Annotated in this window: 11 protein-coding genes; 7 read left to right on the top strand and 4 right to left on the bottom strand. The window is 61.7% G+C overall.

All coding sequences use genetic code 11. The annotated features are described in order from the left end of the window. Positions 1 to 127: 127 nt before the first annotated feature. Together clcA and erpA are read left to right on the top strand one after the other, a co-directional pair. Entirely contained in the window at positions 128 to 1,567 is a 1,440-nt protein-coding gene (clcA, locus tag ACMGF7_RS04145; protein WP_033631797.1) for a H(+)/Cl(-) exchange transporter ClcA, read from the top strand. A gap of 89 nt (positions 1,568 to 1,656) precedes the next feature. Then, positions 1,657 to 2,001 carry an iron-sulfur cluster insertion protein ErpA gene (gene erpA / locus ACMGF7_RS04140; RefSeq protein WP_004932708.1) on the top strand — a complete coding sequence of 115 codons (345 nt, stop codon included), beginning with the start codon at positions 1,657 to 1,659 and terminating at the stop codon, positions 1,999 to 2,001. A 130-nt stretch (positions 2,002 to 2,131) separates the two neighbouring features. Here the strand turns inward: erpA and ACMGF7_RS04135 are convergent, their stop codons facing one another. Genes ACMGF7_RS04135 through mtnN form a run of 3 tightly spaced genes read right to left on the bottom strand, consistent with a single transcriptional unit; the run spans position 2,132 to position 4,255 of the window. After that, the gene (locus tag ACMGF7_RS04135; protein WP_015376663.1) at positions 2,132 to 2,746 is read right to left on the bottom strand and encodes a TRIC cation channel family protein; all 615 of its coding nucleotides are present in this window, start codon (positions 2,744 to 2,746) and stop codon (positions 2,132 to 2,134) included. After that, entirely contained in the window at positions 2,746 to 3,531 is a 786-nt protein-coding gene (gene btuF / locus ACMGF7_RS04130; protein WP_004932705.1) for a vitamin B12 ABC transporter substrate-binding protein BtuF, read from the bottom strand. The genes ACMGF7_RS04135 and btuF overlap by 1 nt, the downstream gene beginning before the upstream one ends. A 22-nt stretch (positions 3,532 to 3,553) precedes the next feature. Continuing rightward, positions 3,554 to 4,255 carry a 5'-methylthioadenosine/S-adenosylhomocysteine nucleosidase gene (mtnN, locus tag ACMGF7_RS04125; protein ID WP_015376665.1) on the bottom strand — a complete coding sequence of 234 codons (702 nt, stop codon included), beginning with the start codon at positions 4,253 to 4,255 and terminating at the stop codon, positions 3,554 to 3,556. A 129-nt stretch (positions 4,256 to 4,384) separates the two neighbouring features. Here mtnN and dgt point away from each other — a divergent pair, with 129 nt between their 5' ends. Both dgt and degP read left to right on the top strand, forming a co-directional pair. Then, positions 4,385 to 5,902, top strand: a complete 1,518-nt coding sequence (dgt, locus tag ACMGF7_RS04120) for a dGTPase (RefSeq protein ID WP_044029676.1) — start codon at positions 4,385 to 4,387, stop codon at positions 5,900 to 5,902. A 181-nt stretch (positions 5,903 to 6,083) separates the two neighbouring features. Next, the gene (gene degP, locus ACMGF7_RS04115; RefSeq protein WP_015376667.1) at positions 6,084 to 7,523 is read left to right on the top strand and encodes a serine endoprotease DegP; all 1,440 of its coding nucleotides are present in this window, start codon (positions 6,084 to 6,086) and stop codon (positions 7,521 to 7,523) included. 68 nt (positions 7,524 to 7,591) lie between these two features. On the opposite strand, the gene barA is transcribed toward degP, so the two are convergent. After that, positions 7,592 to 10,318 carry a two-component sensor histidine kinase BarA gene (barA, locus tag ACMGF7_RS04110; RefSeq protein ID WP_015376668.1) on the bottom strand — a complete coding sequence of 909 codons (2,727 nt, stop codon included), beginning with the start codon at positions 10,316 to 10,318 and terminating at the stop codon, positions 7,592 to 7,594. A 66-nt stretch (positions 10,319 to 10,384) separates the two neighbouring features. On the opposite strand from barA, the gene rlmD reads away from it, so the two are divergent. The 3 genes from rlmD to mazG all read left to right on the top strand — a co-directional run bounded on the left by rlmD (position 10,385) and on the right by mazG (position 14,872). Then, on the top strand, positions 10,385 to 11,734 hold the full coding sequence (gene rlmD, locus ACMGF7_RS04105; RefSeq protein ID WP_044029673.1) for a 23S rRNA (uracil(1939)-C(5))-methyltransferase RlmD: 1,350 nt from the start codon (positions 10,385 to 10,387) through the stop codon (positions 11,732 to 11,734). Positions 11,735 to 11,743: 9 nt separating this feature from the next. After that, positions 11,744 to 13,975, top strand: coding sequence for a GTP diphosphokinase (relA, locus tag ACMGF7_RS04100; RefSeq protein WP_197763728.1), 2,232 nt, complete (start codon positions 11,744 to 11,746; stop codon positions 13,973 to 13,975). A 102-nt stretch (positions 13,976 to 14,077) separates the two neighbouring features. Then, positions 14,078 to 14,872, top strand: coding sequence for a nucleoside triphosphate pyrophosphohydrolase (mazG, locus tag ACMGF7_RS04095; RefSeq protein WP_015376670.1), 795 nt, complete (start codon positions 14,078 to 14,080; stop codon positions 14,870 to 14,872). The last annotated feature ends 57 nt before the right edge of the window (positions 14,873 to 14,929 follow it).

Raw genomic sequence — 14,929 nt, 5'->3', positions numbered from 1 at the left:
AGAGGAGAGCGCCGCGTTATGAAACGATCACAGTCAGATACCATTAACGGCAGCGTCCGCCGCCAGGTTGGGGTAGAATTATCGCTCTGCCTATTTGTATTACAAATTACCTGACGAATCACTCGCGATGACAGAATCACAATCACAGCCCGTCGGGACGTTGAGCCCGCGTCTTAGCCGCAGCGATGCGGTGCGTCAGTTTATTCGCCGCGATAAAACCCCGGTGGCGATCCTGGTGATGGCCGCGCTGGTGGGGGCGCTGGCCGGTTTGCTCGGCGTGGCCTTCGATAAAGCGGTGGAGTGGGTGCAGCAGCAGCGGCTGGCTTCGCTGGCGCAGGTCGCCGACTCCTGGCTTCTGGTGTGGCCGCTGGCGTTTATCCTGTCCGCCGCGCTGGCGGCGCTGGGCTATTACCTGGTGCGGCGCTTTGCGCCTGAGGCGGGCGGCTCGGGTATTCCGGAAATCGAAGGCGCGCTGGAAGAGCTGCGGCCGGTACGCTGGTGGCGCGTGATCCCGGTGAAATTCATCGGTGGCATGGGCACGCTGGGGGCGGGCATGGTGCTGGGGCGCGAAGGGCCCACGGTGCAGATGGGCGGCAACGTCGGGCGTATGGTATTGGACGTGCTGCGCATTCGCGGCGCCGAGGCGCGTCATACATTGCTGGCGACCGGGGCCGCCGCCGGGTTGTCCGCCGCGTTCAACGCGCCGCTGGCCGGCATCTTGTTCATCATCGAAGAGATGCGGCCGCAGTTCCGCTACAACCTGATCTCGATTAAAGCGGTGTTTATCGGCGTTATCATGTCGAGCGTGGTGTTCCAGCTGTTTAACGGCCAGGGGGCGGTGATCGCGGTCGACAAACTTTCTTCGGCGCCCATCAATACCCTGTGGCTCTATCTGGTGTTGGGGGCAATCTTCGGCGCGGTGGGCGTGGGTTTCAACGCGCTGATCTTCCGCACCCAGGACATGTTCGCGCGCCTGCACGGCGGCAGAATGCGCAATGTCTTGCTGATGGGCGGGCTGCTCGGCGGCGTGTGCGGCATTCTGGGGCTGATCCAGCCGGAGGCAGCGGGCGGCGGCTTTGGGCTGATCCCGATCGCCGCGGCGGGCAACTACAGCGTCGGCATGTTGATGTTTATCTTTATCACCCGCATCTTCACCACGCTGCTGTGCTTCGGTTCCGGCGCGCCGGGCGGCATCTTCGCGCCGATGCTGGCGTTGGGCACGCTGTTCGGCACCGCCTTCGGGCTGGCGGGGGCGCATCTGTTCCCGCAGTACGGCATCGAGGCGGGCACCTTCGCCATCGCCGGCATGGGGGCGCTGTTCGCCGCCACGGTGCGCGCCCCGCTGACCGGCATCGTGCTGGTGCTGGAAATGACCGACAACTACCAACTTATTTTACCGATGATCATCACCTGCCTCGGCGCCACGGTGGTGGCGCAGCTGCTCGGCGGCAAGCCGCTGTATTCGTCGATCCTGGCCCGCACGCTGCAAAAGCAGGAGGCGCAGCTGGCGCGGGAGGCGGCGCAGAAAACAAGTAAGGAAAATACAACAAATGCGGTGAATACTTGAACGCAACACTCAGGTATCGGATAATCGTTAATATTAATCAGGCAGCCATAGTCGCGATCTGATGCTGAACAATGTTGGGAGTAAAGAGTATGAGTGATCAAACGGCACTGCCCCTGCAATTTACCGAGGCAGCAGCAAACAAGGTTAAGTTCCTGATTGCTGACGAAGAAAACCCGAACCTGAAGTTGCGGGTTTATATTACCGGCGGCGGCTGCAGCGGATTCCAGTACGGCTTCACTTTTGACGACAAGGTCAACGATGGCGATATGACCATCGAGAAGCAGGGCGTGGCGCTGGTGGTCGATCCGATGAGCCTGCAGTACCTGGTCGGCGGTTCGGTGGACTACACCGAAGGGCTGGAAGGATCGCGCTTTGTGGTGACCAACCCGAATGCCAAAACCACCTGCGGTTGCGGTTCGTCGTTCAGCATCTGAGTTTGCCTGCCAGAATATCAACCCGCTCGCCTTACGGCCGGCGGGTTTTTTTATGCCTACCCTTCCACGAGGATCACTGCCGTGCCGTTCTCCTGCGCCGGCCAGCCGGCCGTGAGTGATGTGCGGCGGCTCAGCGTTCGAGAATAAAGGCGGGCAGCTTGAGATGCCAACGAATGGCCGCCAGCCGAATGGCCAGGGTAATGAGCATGCCCAGCATCATGGCCTGTTGCAGCGGCATATTGAAGGTGTAAAACGCCGTGGCGTGCACGATGCCGCCGATGATGCAGGCGGTGGCGTAAATTTCGGTGCGCAGGATCATCGGGATCTCGCGCGCCAGCACGTCGCGGATAATGCCGCCGCCGACGCCGGTGATCACCCCCATGCAGATCGCCACCAGCGGGCCGGTGCCGGCCGCGAAGGCCTTGTTGACGCCGATGCCGACGAACACCGCCAGCCCGACGGCGTCCAGCACCGGCAGCACCCACTTCGGCAGGCGGCGCGGCTGGCGCACCAGCAGCAGCGTCAAGACGCAGGTGATCATCGCCACCACCAGATCGGTGGGATCCTTGACCCAGAATACCGGGCCGTTGGCCAGCGCCATGTCGCGGATGGTGCCGCCGCCGACCGCGGTGACCACGCCCAATACCAGCACGCCGAACGGATCCATGCGCAGCTTGCCGGCCAGCAGCACGCCGGAGACGGCGAACACCGCCGTGCCGAGAATATCCAGCCAGAACACCAGCATCAGCGGATCTCCGCCAACTGGCGGCACAGCTGCTGCGCCGCCAACAGCAGGCGCGGCCCGCCGCGATTGAACCAGTCTTCGTTCAGCGCGATCACCGGCACCTGCAGCTGCGGCGCCCAGAAGGCTTTCACATTGGCGGCCTCTTTCGCGCCGCCGGTGATGACGATGGCCTGCGGCTGACGCGCCAGTACCTGCTCGCGGCTGATCTGCGGCCAAGGGGTGCGGCTGTCGGCGAAGACGTTCTGCCCGCCGCACAGCGCCAGCACCTGGCTTTGCAGCGTGGCGCCGGAGCTGGTGAACAGCGGCTGGGTGCCGAACTGCAGCAACACGCGGCGTGGCACGTTAGTGGCGTACTGTTGCTTGAGAGCGGCGAACTGGCGGCGAAGGCCTTCTGCGGCCTGATGCGCCTGGTCCGGGTGCGGGCTGTAGCGCGCCAGCTTGTCCAGCAAGCCGGCGATCCCTTCGAGATTGTCGGCGTCCGCATAGAAGATCGGGATGCCGAACGCGGCGAGCTGATCCAACGCGCGTTGCGGATTGCCGCCGCGCCAGGCGAGGATCAGATCCGGCTTGAGCGCCAGCACCCGCTCCAGATTGATGCCCTGCCAGGAGGCCACCTGCTCCAGCCTGGCGGCCTGCGGCGGGTAATCGGAATAGGCGCTCGCCGCCACCAGCACATCGCCCATGCCGGCGGCATAGGCGAGTTCGGTGGCGTTGGGCGCCAGGCTGATCACCCGCTGCGCGGCGCCGGCCGGCAGAGCCAGCCAGAGCGCCAACAGGCAGAACATCGAGGTGAAGCGCAGTCTCACATCAACCGCGCTTGGCCAGGGTTTGCAGCATGGCGTTGACCATCAGCGTGGACTGCTTGGCCGCTACCACCAGGAACTCGTCAAAGCTCATGTGCGATTCGCTGTCGGCGACGTCGGAAATGGCGCGCACCACCACGAACGGCGTGCCGAACAGATGGCAGACGTGGGCGATCGCCGCGGCTTCCATTTCCACGGCGGCGACGCTCGGGAAGGTGGCGCGGATGCGCGCCAGCGGTTCGGCGCCGTTGATGAAGGCGTCACCGCTGCAGATCAGGCCGCGCACCGCGTGCAGATCCAGCTGTTTGATGCAGCTTTCCGCCAGCGCGATCAGCGCGTCGTCGGCGACGAACGCCGCCGGGCAGCCGGCCATTTGGCCCGGCTCGTAGCCGAAGGCGGTGACGTCGGCGTCGTGGTAGCGCACTTCTTCCGACACCACGATATCGCCCACGCGCAGCGTGCTGGCCAGGCCGCCGGCGGAGCCGGTATTGATCACTACGTCCGGGCTGCAGTGCTCCAGCAACAGGGTGGTGCCCATGGCCGCAGAGACTTTGCCGATGCCGGATTTCAGCAGGGCCACGTCAACGCCGCCGATCTGGCCGGTGTAGATTTCGCAGCCCGCGCGCTGGATGGTTTGACGGTTTTCGATTTGATCGCGCAGCAGGGTGACTTCCTGCTCCATTGCGCCGATGATGCCTACTTTCATAAATAACACTCGCTGATTGGCCGTGAGAATTGCGGCATAGTCTATCATGGCTGTGTAAGAGAGATAATGCGTTGCATCCGCCGCCGGGAATTGTTATCACGGGGGCAGGGCGCAACGGCGGAGAAACAGATGTCCGGGATCGACTTCAAGCAAAAAATCAGCTTCCAACGGCCTTTCAGCAAACCGATCGAGGCCGAGGAAGAGTACGACATCGTGCGGCAGTTCGAGAGCGATCGCGGGCGCATCGTCAACTCGGCGGCCATTCGCCGTCTGCAGCAAAAAACTCAGGTATTTCCGCTGGAGCGCAACGCGGCGGTGCGCAGCCGCCTGACGCACTCGATGGAGGTGCAGCAGGTCGGGCGCCATATCGCCAAAGAGATCCTCAACCGCTTCAAACAGGCGGGGAAGATCGACGAACTCGGCCTGACTCGGCTGCTCGATCCGTTTGAAAGCATCGTGGAAATGGCCTGCCTGATGCACGACATCGGCAATCCGCCGTTCGGTCACTTCGGCGAATCGGCGATCAATGACTGGTTTGCCCAGCGGCTCGATCCCGCCAGCTGCGGCAGCGAGCCGGGCAGCCACGATCGCTGCCAGGTGGCGACGCTGCGCCTGCATGAAGGGGAGAGCGATCTGAACCGGCTGCGCAGCCGGATCCGTCAGGATCTCAGCCACTTCGAGGGCAACGCCCAGGCGATCCGCATGGTGTACAGCCTGCTCAAGCTCAACCTGACCTACGCGCAGGTCGGCTGCATTCTGAAATACACCCGCCCGGCCTACTGGGCGAGCGACATCCCCGCCAGCCACAGTTATCTGATGAAAAAGCCCGGCTACTATCTGGCGGAAGAGGCCTTCGTCGATCGGCTGCGGCGTGAGCTGCATATGGGCGAGTTCGATCGTTTCCCGCTGACCTACATTATGGAGGCCGCCGACGATATCTCTTACTGCGTGGCCGATCTGGAAGACGCGGTGGAGAAGAGCATTTTCACCGTCGAGCAGCTGTATCAGCACCTGATTCAGGAGTGGGGCGAGGTGGCGCCGGGTGATTTGTTCGACAAGACCGTCGCCAGCGCGTTTCGCAAGATCGATCGCGGCGGCGCGCGGCGCAGCGCGGAAGATCAGTTCTTCATGTATCTGCGGGTGTTTACCGTGGCGCGGCTGGTGCCGCACGCGGCGCAGCGCTTTATCGACAATCTGGACGCGGTTTATCAGGGCAGCTTCAATCAGGCGCTGCTGGAGGATTCCAGCCCGGCCTACCGGCTGCTGAAAATATTTAAAAATGTGGCGTTCAAGCATGTGTTCAACCACCCGGAGGTCGAACAGCTCGAGCTGCAAGGCTACCGGGTGATCAGCGGCCTGCTGGACATTTACAGCCCGCTGTTGGCGATGTCGCTGGCGGACTTCAGCCTGCTGGTGCGTGAGGACAGCCACCGCGCTTACCCGATCGAAACGCGCCTGTTCCACAAGCTGTCCACCAAGCATCGGCTGGCGTATGCGGAGGCGGTAGAAGGGCTGCAGCATTTATCGCCGGAGCAGCAAGCCATTCGGGAATATTATTTCCGCGCGCGTTTATTGCAGGACTATATCAGCGGAATGACCGACCTTTATGCCTATGATGAATATCGTCGATTAATGGCGGCGGAATAATTAAGCTGAGGAATAATTATCAGCAATTCCAACCGGTTGGCTGTCTTGATTTTTGTAAAGACGGACAATATTTGTTTACTATTGCCAATCATCTGTGCCGGAACTTCAGGCTATTAATTAACTCTGAATAAGCACGCAAGACGGCCATTCTTTTTTGAACGACTTTATAAGAGACACACAGATGAAAAAAACCGCATTAGTTCTGAGCGCATTGGCATTCAGCATCGGCATGGCGATGGGCCCGGTGACGGCCAGCGCCGCTGAAACCGCCTCTTCCAGCACCCAGCAGTTGCCGAGCCTGGCGCCGATGCTGGAAAAGGTAATGCCTTCCGTGGTGAGCATTAACGTTGAGGGCAGCACCACGGTCAATACGCCGCGCATGCCGCAGCAGTTCCAACAGTTCTTCGGTGAAGATTCGCCGTTCTGCCAGGACGGTTCGCCGTTCCAGGGCTCGCCGATGTGTCAGGGCGGTGAACAGCCTGGGCCGGATGGCCAGCCGCAGGGCACGCAGCAGAAATTCCAGGCGCTGGGCGCCGGGGTGGTCATCGATGCCGCCAAGGGCTATGTGGTGACCAATAACCACGTGGTGGATAACGCCAACAAGATCCAGGTGCAGCTGAGCGACGGCCGCCGTTTCGACGCCAAGGTGATCGGCAAGGATCCGCGTTCCGACATCGCCCTGATCCAGCTGAAAGACTTCAAGAACCTGACGGCGATCAAGATGGCGGACTCCGATCAGCTGCGCGTCGGCGATTACACCGTGGCGATCGGCAACCCGTACGGGCTGGGCGAAACCGCCACCTCAGGCATCGTGTCCGCCCTGGGGCGCAGCGGCCTGAACATCGAAAACTACGAAAACTTTATCCAGACCGATGCGGCGATCAACCGCGGCAACTCCGGCGGCGCGCTGGTTAACCTGAACGGCGAGCTGATCGGCATCAACACCGCGATCCTGGCGCCGGACGGCGGCAACATCGGCATCGGCTTCGCCATTCCGAGCAACATGGTGAAAAATCTGACGGCGCAAATGGTCGAGTATGGCCAGGTGAAACGCGGCGAGCTCGGCATCATGGGCACCGAGCTTAACTCTGAGCTGGCCAAGGCGATGAAGGTCGACGCGCAGCGCGGCGCTTTCGTCAGCCAGGTGGTGCCGAAGTCTTCCGCCGCGAAGGCGGGCATCAAAGCCGGCGACGTGATCGTCACCATGAACGGCAAGGCCATCTCCAGCTTCGCCTCATTCCGGGCGGAGATCGGCACGCTGCCGGTCGGCAGCAAAATGTCGCTGGGCATTATCCGCGACGGCAAACCGGTGACCATTGACGTCACGCTGGAGCAAAGTGCGCAGACCCAGGTGGCCTCTGGCAATATCTACACCGGCATTGAAGGCGCCGAGCTGAGCAATGCCCAGGTCGGCAACCAGAAAGGCGTCAAGGTCGACAGCGTGAAAGCCGGCAGCGCCGCCGCGCGCATCGGCCTGAAAAAGGGCGACGTGATCCTGGGCGTGAACCAACAGCCGATCCAGAACCTGGGCGAGCTGCGTAAAATCCTCGACAGCAAGCCGTCGGTGCTGGCGTTGAATATTCAGCGCGGCGATAGCCAGCTGTACCTGCTGGCGCAATGATAAACGTCAGGCGCTAAAAGCAACAAAGGCACGCTATGGCGTGCCTTTTTGCATTATGGCCTGAGGATTCAGGCCGGTTGCGCCAGATGCACGCGCGCCGCGTGGATCACCAGTTCAATCTCATCCAACAGCTCCAGCCACTCCGGCTCCAGTTCGTCGTTGGTGATGCCCTGGCGCAGCTGCCGCTCGAGGTAGAAACACAGCTGCTTGAGGCGCGGCACGCCGCTGTAGCTGCAGCTGCCGTGCAGCTTATGGACCAGGTCGAGGATCTCGTCGTCGTGTTGCCCTTCGAGCAGCGCCTGCACCCGTTCGCGCACCTGTGGCAGGAAATCGAGCAGCATTTGCAGCAGATCGCGCGCCAGATCCGGCTTATTGGCCGCCTGACGCAGCGCTAGCGGCCAGTCGAGCGACAGCGGCGCGTCGTCGGCGACGGCGTTTTCCATTTCGCCACTGTGATAGCGCGACAGCACGCGGGTCAGCATTTTCTCGTCGATCGGCTTGGCCAGGTAGTCGTCCATCCCGGCCTGCAGCAGGTGCTCGCGCTCGCCGCTGGCTGCATGGGCGGTGACGGCGACGATCGGCGTGGAGTTGTGGTGCGGCAACTGGCGGATCAGTTCGCTGGCGTGAATGCCGTCCATCTTCGGCATTTGAATGTCCATCAGGATCAGATCCAGCACGTTGTTGCGCGCCAGCGCCAGCGCTTCCTCACCGCTCTCGCACAGCAGCGTTTTTTCCACCTGTTCGCCCAGCAGCGTGCCGATCAGCTTCAGGTTGGCCGGGTTGTCGTCGACCGCCATCACCGTCAGCGGCAGACGTTTACGCTCAGGCGGGGCGGCGAGCCGATCAGGCGTCTCCATTCTCAGCAGAGGGAACAGACGCGTGCTGGTGATCGGCTTGATCAGGCAGCCGAGCGCGCCTTGTTGTTTAAGCAGCTCGGCATCGATCTGCGCCTGGCACGGCAGCGCCAGAATGACCCTATCGGCCAGCTTCAGCGAGGCCAGCAATTTGTCCTGATGCTGCGCCATGTTGTCGCGGAACGGGATCGGCACGCCGGCCAGCAGGAAGTCATAGTGGCTTGGCGGCAACTGGCCCAGCGTCGGCGAGTGGGTGATCACCAGCTGCGTGACGCTGAGCATGTTGAGCGTCGCCTGCGCCGCCGTCGGGTTGGACTCGATATAGGCCAGCGTTTTGCCGTTCAGATCCGGCAGACTCGGCGCCAGCGACAGCATGCCCTCATTCAGATCCAGCGTGATATGGAACCAGAAGGTCGAGCCGCGGTTCAACTGGCTGTGGAAGCAGATATCGCCCCCCATCTCTTTCACCAGCTTTTGCGTGATCACCAGCCCCAGCCCGGTGCCGCCGTGGCGGCGGGAGATGCTGGCGTCCGCCTGGCGGAATGCCTGGAACAGCTGCGACTGCTGGCGTTCGGAGATGCCGATGCCGGTATCGTGGATCTGCACTTCCACTTCCACCCGGCGATCCAGCTGTTTGCGCAGCTCGACGCGAATGTCGATATTGCCGGTTTCGGTGAATTTGATGGCGTTGCCCAGCAGGTTGGTGATGATCTGCTGCAGGCGCAGCGAGTCGCCGATCACCTGCTCCGGCACGTCGTTGTGCACATCCAGCGTCAGCTCCAGGCCCTTGTCGTGGGCGCTGGGCGCCAGCAGCACCACCACTTCGTCCAGCGTTTCACGCAGGGCGAACGGAATATGCTCCAGCACCAGCTTGCCGGCCTCCAGCTTGGAGAAGTCCAGCACGTCGTTGATGATGGTCAGCAGGTTGTTGGCCGAGCGCTCGATGGTCTGCAAATAGTCGGTCTGGGTTGCGCTCAGATCGGTTTTCAGCATCTGGCGGGTGAAGCCGATCACGCCGTTGAGCGGAGTACGCAGCTCATGCGACATGTTGGCCAGAAATTCGGACTTGATGCGCGCCGCCTCCTGCGCACGTTTTTTCGCCAGATCCAGTTCGACGTTCTGGATCTCCATCTGCTCCAGCGTTTCGCGCAGGTCTGACGTGGCCTGATCGATGTTCTGCTGCATCTCTTCGTGATAGGCGGTAAGCGACATCGCCATCGAGTTGATGCCGTTTTTCAGCATGTGCAGCTCGCCGAGCATGTAGCCTTCCACGCGGCTGTCGAGCTGGCCGCGGCGGATGCGGTCGACGGTGTTCACCATATTGCGGATCGGGCCGGTCACGTCGCGCATCAGCCGGTAAGCGAACAGGATGGCGATACACATGCACAGCAGCAACAGCAGGGTAGAGACAAAGACCTCTTTATATTGCTGCAGCCGCACTGACTGCAGATCCAGCTCGATCGCCACATAGCCCAGGTTGTTGTCGGGATGGCTGCCGCCGTCGGCGGTTTCATCCGGATACTGGCTTTCCGACAGGATCGGCGTGCGCAGGATCAGCGAATCGCCGCGTCGGGTGAGCATCAGATCGGTGGGCAACGGCACGCCTTTCGGCAGCTGCAGCTGAGCGAAGTTGTGATGATAATTGGAGGTGACGAACAAATTGTTCTGCGCATCGAACACGGTGATCGAACGCACGATGTCCGAATGGCGGCGGTGCAACAGGCTGACCAACTGCCTGACCGATTCGCGGCTGCGGAACGTCATGCCGTACTCGCTGGCCACCGCCAGCGGCTCGATGATGCTGGCGCCGGCGTCGACCAGTTGTTCCTGCAGCTCGTTATAGCGGTGCACCACGAAAAAGGTGCTGAGCAGCAAACCAATCAGCAAGGTCGGTGCCAGAATCAGGATCATCATGCGCGCACGCAGGCTGTATTTGGTCATGGGATTCCAATGTGGGAGAATTGACAGCTGACACTAGCTTAATGAACCAGCACACAATCGACAAATATGGCGCAATTCTACTCTCCCAAACGCCGCGTGACGACCCGGCAGAGCTCACAAATCTTCACCGTGACGGTGAGCGATCTCGATCCTTTCGGCCAGGGCGTGGCGCGCCACGACGGCAAAGCGGTGTTCGTGCCGGGCGTATTGCCGGGCGAGCAGGCGGAAATCCAACTGACCGAAGACAAGCGTCAGTTCGCCAAAGGCAAGCTCAAACGCCTGCTGAGCCGCAGCCCGCAGCGGGTAGAACCACGCTGCCCGCATTTCGGCGTGTGCGGCGGCTGCCAGCAGCAACATGCGGATGAGGCGCTGCAACAGCAGAGCAAGGCGGCGGCGCTGGTGCGCATGATCGCCCGCGAAACCGGAGTAACCCCGCAACAGGAACCGGTGATCGCCGGCCCGGAATACGGCTATCGCCGCCGCGCCCGCCTGAGCCTGGCATGGCAGCCGAAGCTGCAGCGCCTGATGATGGGCTTTCGGCAGGCGGCCTCCAGCGAGCTGGTGGCGGTGGAGCACTGCCCGGTGCTGCGGCCGGAGCTGGAGCAGCTGCTGGCGCCGGTGCGCGCCTGCCTGAGCGGGCTGCAGGCGGTGCGGCGGCTGGGGCATGTGGAGCTGGTGCTGGCGGATAACGGCCCGCTGCTGGTGCTGCGTCATCTCGACGCGCTGAAAGAGGCGGATCGGCAGGCGCTGTTGGCGTTTGGCGAGCGGGAAAAGGTCGCCGTTTATCTGGCGCCGGACAGCGAACGGGTGGAAAAACTGTGCGGTGAAACGCCGTATTATCAGGTTGACGGGCTACGCTTAGACTTCAGTCCGCGCGACTTTATTCAGGTCAATGACGTCGTAAACCAACAAATGGTGGCGCAGGCCCTTGAATGGCTCGACATTCAACCCAATGATCGGGTGCTGGACCTGTTCTGCGGCATGGGTAATTTCACCCTGCCGCTGGCGCGCCGCGCCGCCGCGGTGGTGGGCATCGAAGGTGTTGCCACGCTGGTAGCGAATGGGCAATATAATGCACATAAGAATAAGCTGAATAATGCGTCGTTCTTCCATGAGAATCTGGAGGACAACGTTGCGCGGCAACCTTGGGCAGCACAAGGGTTTGATAAGGTGATGCTGGATCCCGCCCGCGCTGGTGCGGCTGGGGTGATGTCACACATTGTAAAACTGGCGCCGGCGCGGGTGGTGTATGTTTCCTGTAACCCCACCACGCTGGCTCGCGACAGCAACGTGCTGTTGAACGCCGGTTATCGTCTTGCGCGCGTGCGGATGTTGGATATGTTTCCGCACACGGGGCATCTTGAATCAATGGCGCTGTTTATCAACGAGCGTGCGCCAGAGGTCGCTGCAAAGTAGGGAGAAGTTATGGTTGCGGTAAGAAGTGCACATCTGAATACGGCGGGTGAGTTCGCTCTTGATGAGTGGATCGCCGGCTTGGGGCTACCTAACCCGCAGTCATGTGAGCGATTGGCCGCAACCTGGCGTTATTGTGAGCAGCAGACCCACAACCATCCTGACGCCTCGTTGCTGCTGTGGCGCGGCCTGGAGATGGTGGAAATTCTCTCGACGCTGAGCATGGACAATGACAGCATGCGCGCCGCGCTGCTGTTCCCGCTGGTGGACGCCGGCATCGTGCAGGAAGAGACCCTGACCGAAGCGTTCGGCAAGGGCATCGTCGCGCTGGTGCACGGCGTGCGTGACATGGACGCCATTCGCCAACTGAAAGCCACCCAAAACGACTCGATGGCCTCCGAACAGGTCGACAACGTGCGCCGCATGCTGTTGGCGATGGTGGAGGATTTCCGCTGCGTGGTCATCAAGCTGGCGGAGCGCATCGCCCACCTGCGTGAGGTGAAAGACGCGCCGGAAGACGAACGCGTGCTGGCGGCGAAAGAGTGTTCCAACATCTACGCCCCGCTGGCCAACCGGCTCGGCATCGGCCAACTGAAGTGGGAGCTGGAGGATTTCTGCTTCCGCTACCTGCATCCGGAAGAATATAAGCGCATCGCCAAGCTGTTGCATGAGCGCCGCATCGATCGCGAACAGTTCATCGACGATTTCGTCGCCGGGCTGCGCGCCGAGATGGCCAACGAAGGCATTCGGGTGGAGATCTACGGCCGGCCGAAACACATCTACAGCATCTGGCGCAAGATGCAGAAAAAACACCTGGCGTTCGACGAACTGTTCGACGTGCGTGCGGTGCGCATCGTGGCGGAGCGCCTGCAGGATTGCTACGCGGCGTTGGGCATCGTGCATACCCACTTCCGCCATTTGCCGGATGAGTTCGACGACTACGTCGCTAACCCGAAACCGAACGGCTACCAGTCGATCCACACCGTGGTGCTGGGGCCGCGCGGCAAAACCGTAGAGATTCAGATCCGCACGCGCCAAATGCACGAAGACGCCGAACTGGGCGTGGCCGCGCACTGGAAGTACAAAGAGGGCGCAGGCGTGACCGTGCGCTCCGGCTACGAAGAACGCATCGCCTGGCTGCGCAAGCTGATCGCCTGGCAGGAAGAAATGGCGGACTCCGGCGAGATGCTCGACGAAGTGCGCAGCCAGGTGTTCGACGATCGGGTCTATGTATTTACCCCGAAAGGCGACGTGGTGGATCTGCCGGCCGGCTCCACGCCGCTCGATTTCGCCTACCACATTCACAGCGACGTCGGTCACCGCTGTATCGGCGCCAAGATCGGCGGCCGCATCGTGCCGTTTACCTATCAGCTGAAGATGGGCGATCAGATTGAGATCATCACCCAGAAACAGCCGAACCCGAGCCGCGACTGGCTGAACCCAAACCTGGGGTATGTCACCACCAGCCGCGGGCGCTCGAAGATCCACAACTGGTTCCGCAAGCAGGATCGCGACAAGAACATTCTCGCCGGCCGCCAGATGCTGGACAACGAACTGGAACACCTCGGCATCAGCCTGAAAGAGGCCGAAAAGCTGCTGATCCCGCGCTACAACATGAACTCGCTGGACGAGGTATTGGCGGCGATCGGCGGCGGGGACATTCGCCTGAACCAGATGGTGAATTACCTGCAGGGCAAGTTCAACAAGCCGAGCGCCGAAGAGCAGGATCGCGAGGCGCTGCGCCAGCTGGTGCAGCAGAAAGCGCCGCCGCCGGCCCGCAACAAGGACAACGGCCGAGTGGTGGTGGAGGGCGTGGGCAACCTGATGCACCACATTGCCCGCTGCTGCCAGCCGATCCCGGGCGACGACATTGTCGGTTTTATCACCCAGGGGCGCGGTATCTCGATCCACCGTGCGGACTGCGATCAGCTGGTCGATTTGCAATCGCACGCGCCGGAGCGCATCGTCGATGCGGTATGGGGTGAAAGCTACTCCAGCGGTTATTCGCTGGTGGTGCGCGTGATGGCCAACGATCGCAGCGGGTTGCTGCGCGACATTACCACCATTTTGGCCAACGAAAAGGTCAACGTGCTGGGGGTTGCCAGCCGCAGCGACACCAAGAAACAGTTGGCCACCATCGACATGGATATCGAAATCTACAACCAGCAGGTGCTGAGCCGGGTGCTGGCGAAGCTGAATCAGCTGCCGGACGTGATAGACGCCAAGCGTCTGCACGGCAACTAAGCTCACATCGCCTTTCGGGCCGTATGCGCCATCGATACGGCCCGAGAACCATGCATTCGGTGGGCGCTCCCATGCGCCCCCATTCTTTCTCAGAGATTTTTTATGACCCAATCCACTCCGCTGCAGCGCCTGCTGAACATCATGAAAACGCTGCGCGATCCCCAGGTCGGTTGCTCGTGGGACCGCAAGCAAACTTTCGCCACCATCGCGCCCTACACGCTGGAAGAGACTTACGAAGTGCTGGACGCCATCGAGCGGCAGGACTACGCCGATCTGCGCGACGAACTGGGCGATTTGCTGTTCCAGGTGGTGTTCTACGCCCAGATGGGGCAGGAACAGGGGCTGTTCGATTTCGATGAGGTGTGCACCGCCATCAGCGATAAGCTGGAGCGCCGTCACCCGCACATTTTCGGTGACGCCGAGGGTGGGGACAGCGAAGCCGTGGCCGCGCGCTGGGAGCAGCTCAAGGCCGGCGAGCGCGCCGAAAAAGCGCTGCACTCGGTGCTGGACGACATTCCGCAGGCGTTGCCGGCGCTGATGAAGGCGCACAAAATTCAAAAACGCTGCGCCTCGGTCGGCTTCGACTGGAACACTCTGGGGCCGGTGCTGGACAAAGTGTACGAAGAGATCGATGAAGTGATGCACGAAGCCCGCCAGGCGGTGGTCGATGAGAGCAAGCTGGAAGAGGAGATCGGCGATCTGCTGTTCGCCACGGTGAACCTGTCGCGCCATCTGGGGCACAAGGCGGAGAACGCGCTGCAGGCGGCGAACCGCAAGTTCGAGCGCCGCTTCCGCCAGGTGGAAGCGATCGTCCAGCAACGCGGGCTGCGGCTTGAAGACGCCACGCTGGAGCAGATGGAAGACGCCTGGCAGCAGGTGAAGAAATCTGAAATCTGATGCGCTTCCGGCGTTCATGGCGCCGGGGTGAACATGAAGGACGTTCCACGCAGACAA

Source organism: Serratia sp. BNK-17 (assembly GCF_048684935.1).
Lineage (GTDB): Bacteria > Pseudomonadota > Gammaproteobacteria > Enterobacterales > Enterobacteriaceae > Serratia > Serratia nematodiphila.
The sequence above is the reverse complement of the archived record's forward strand: the minus strand, read 5'-3'. Positions and strand labels throughout refer to the sequence as shown.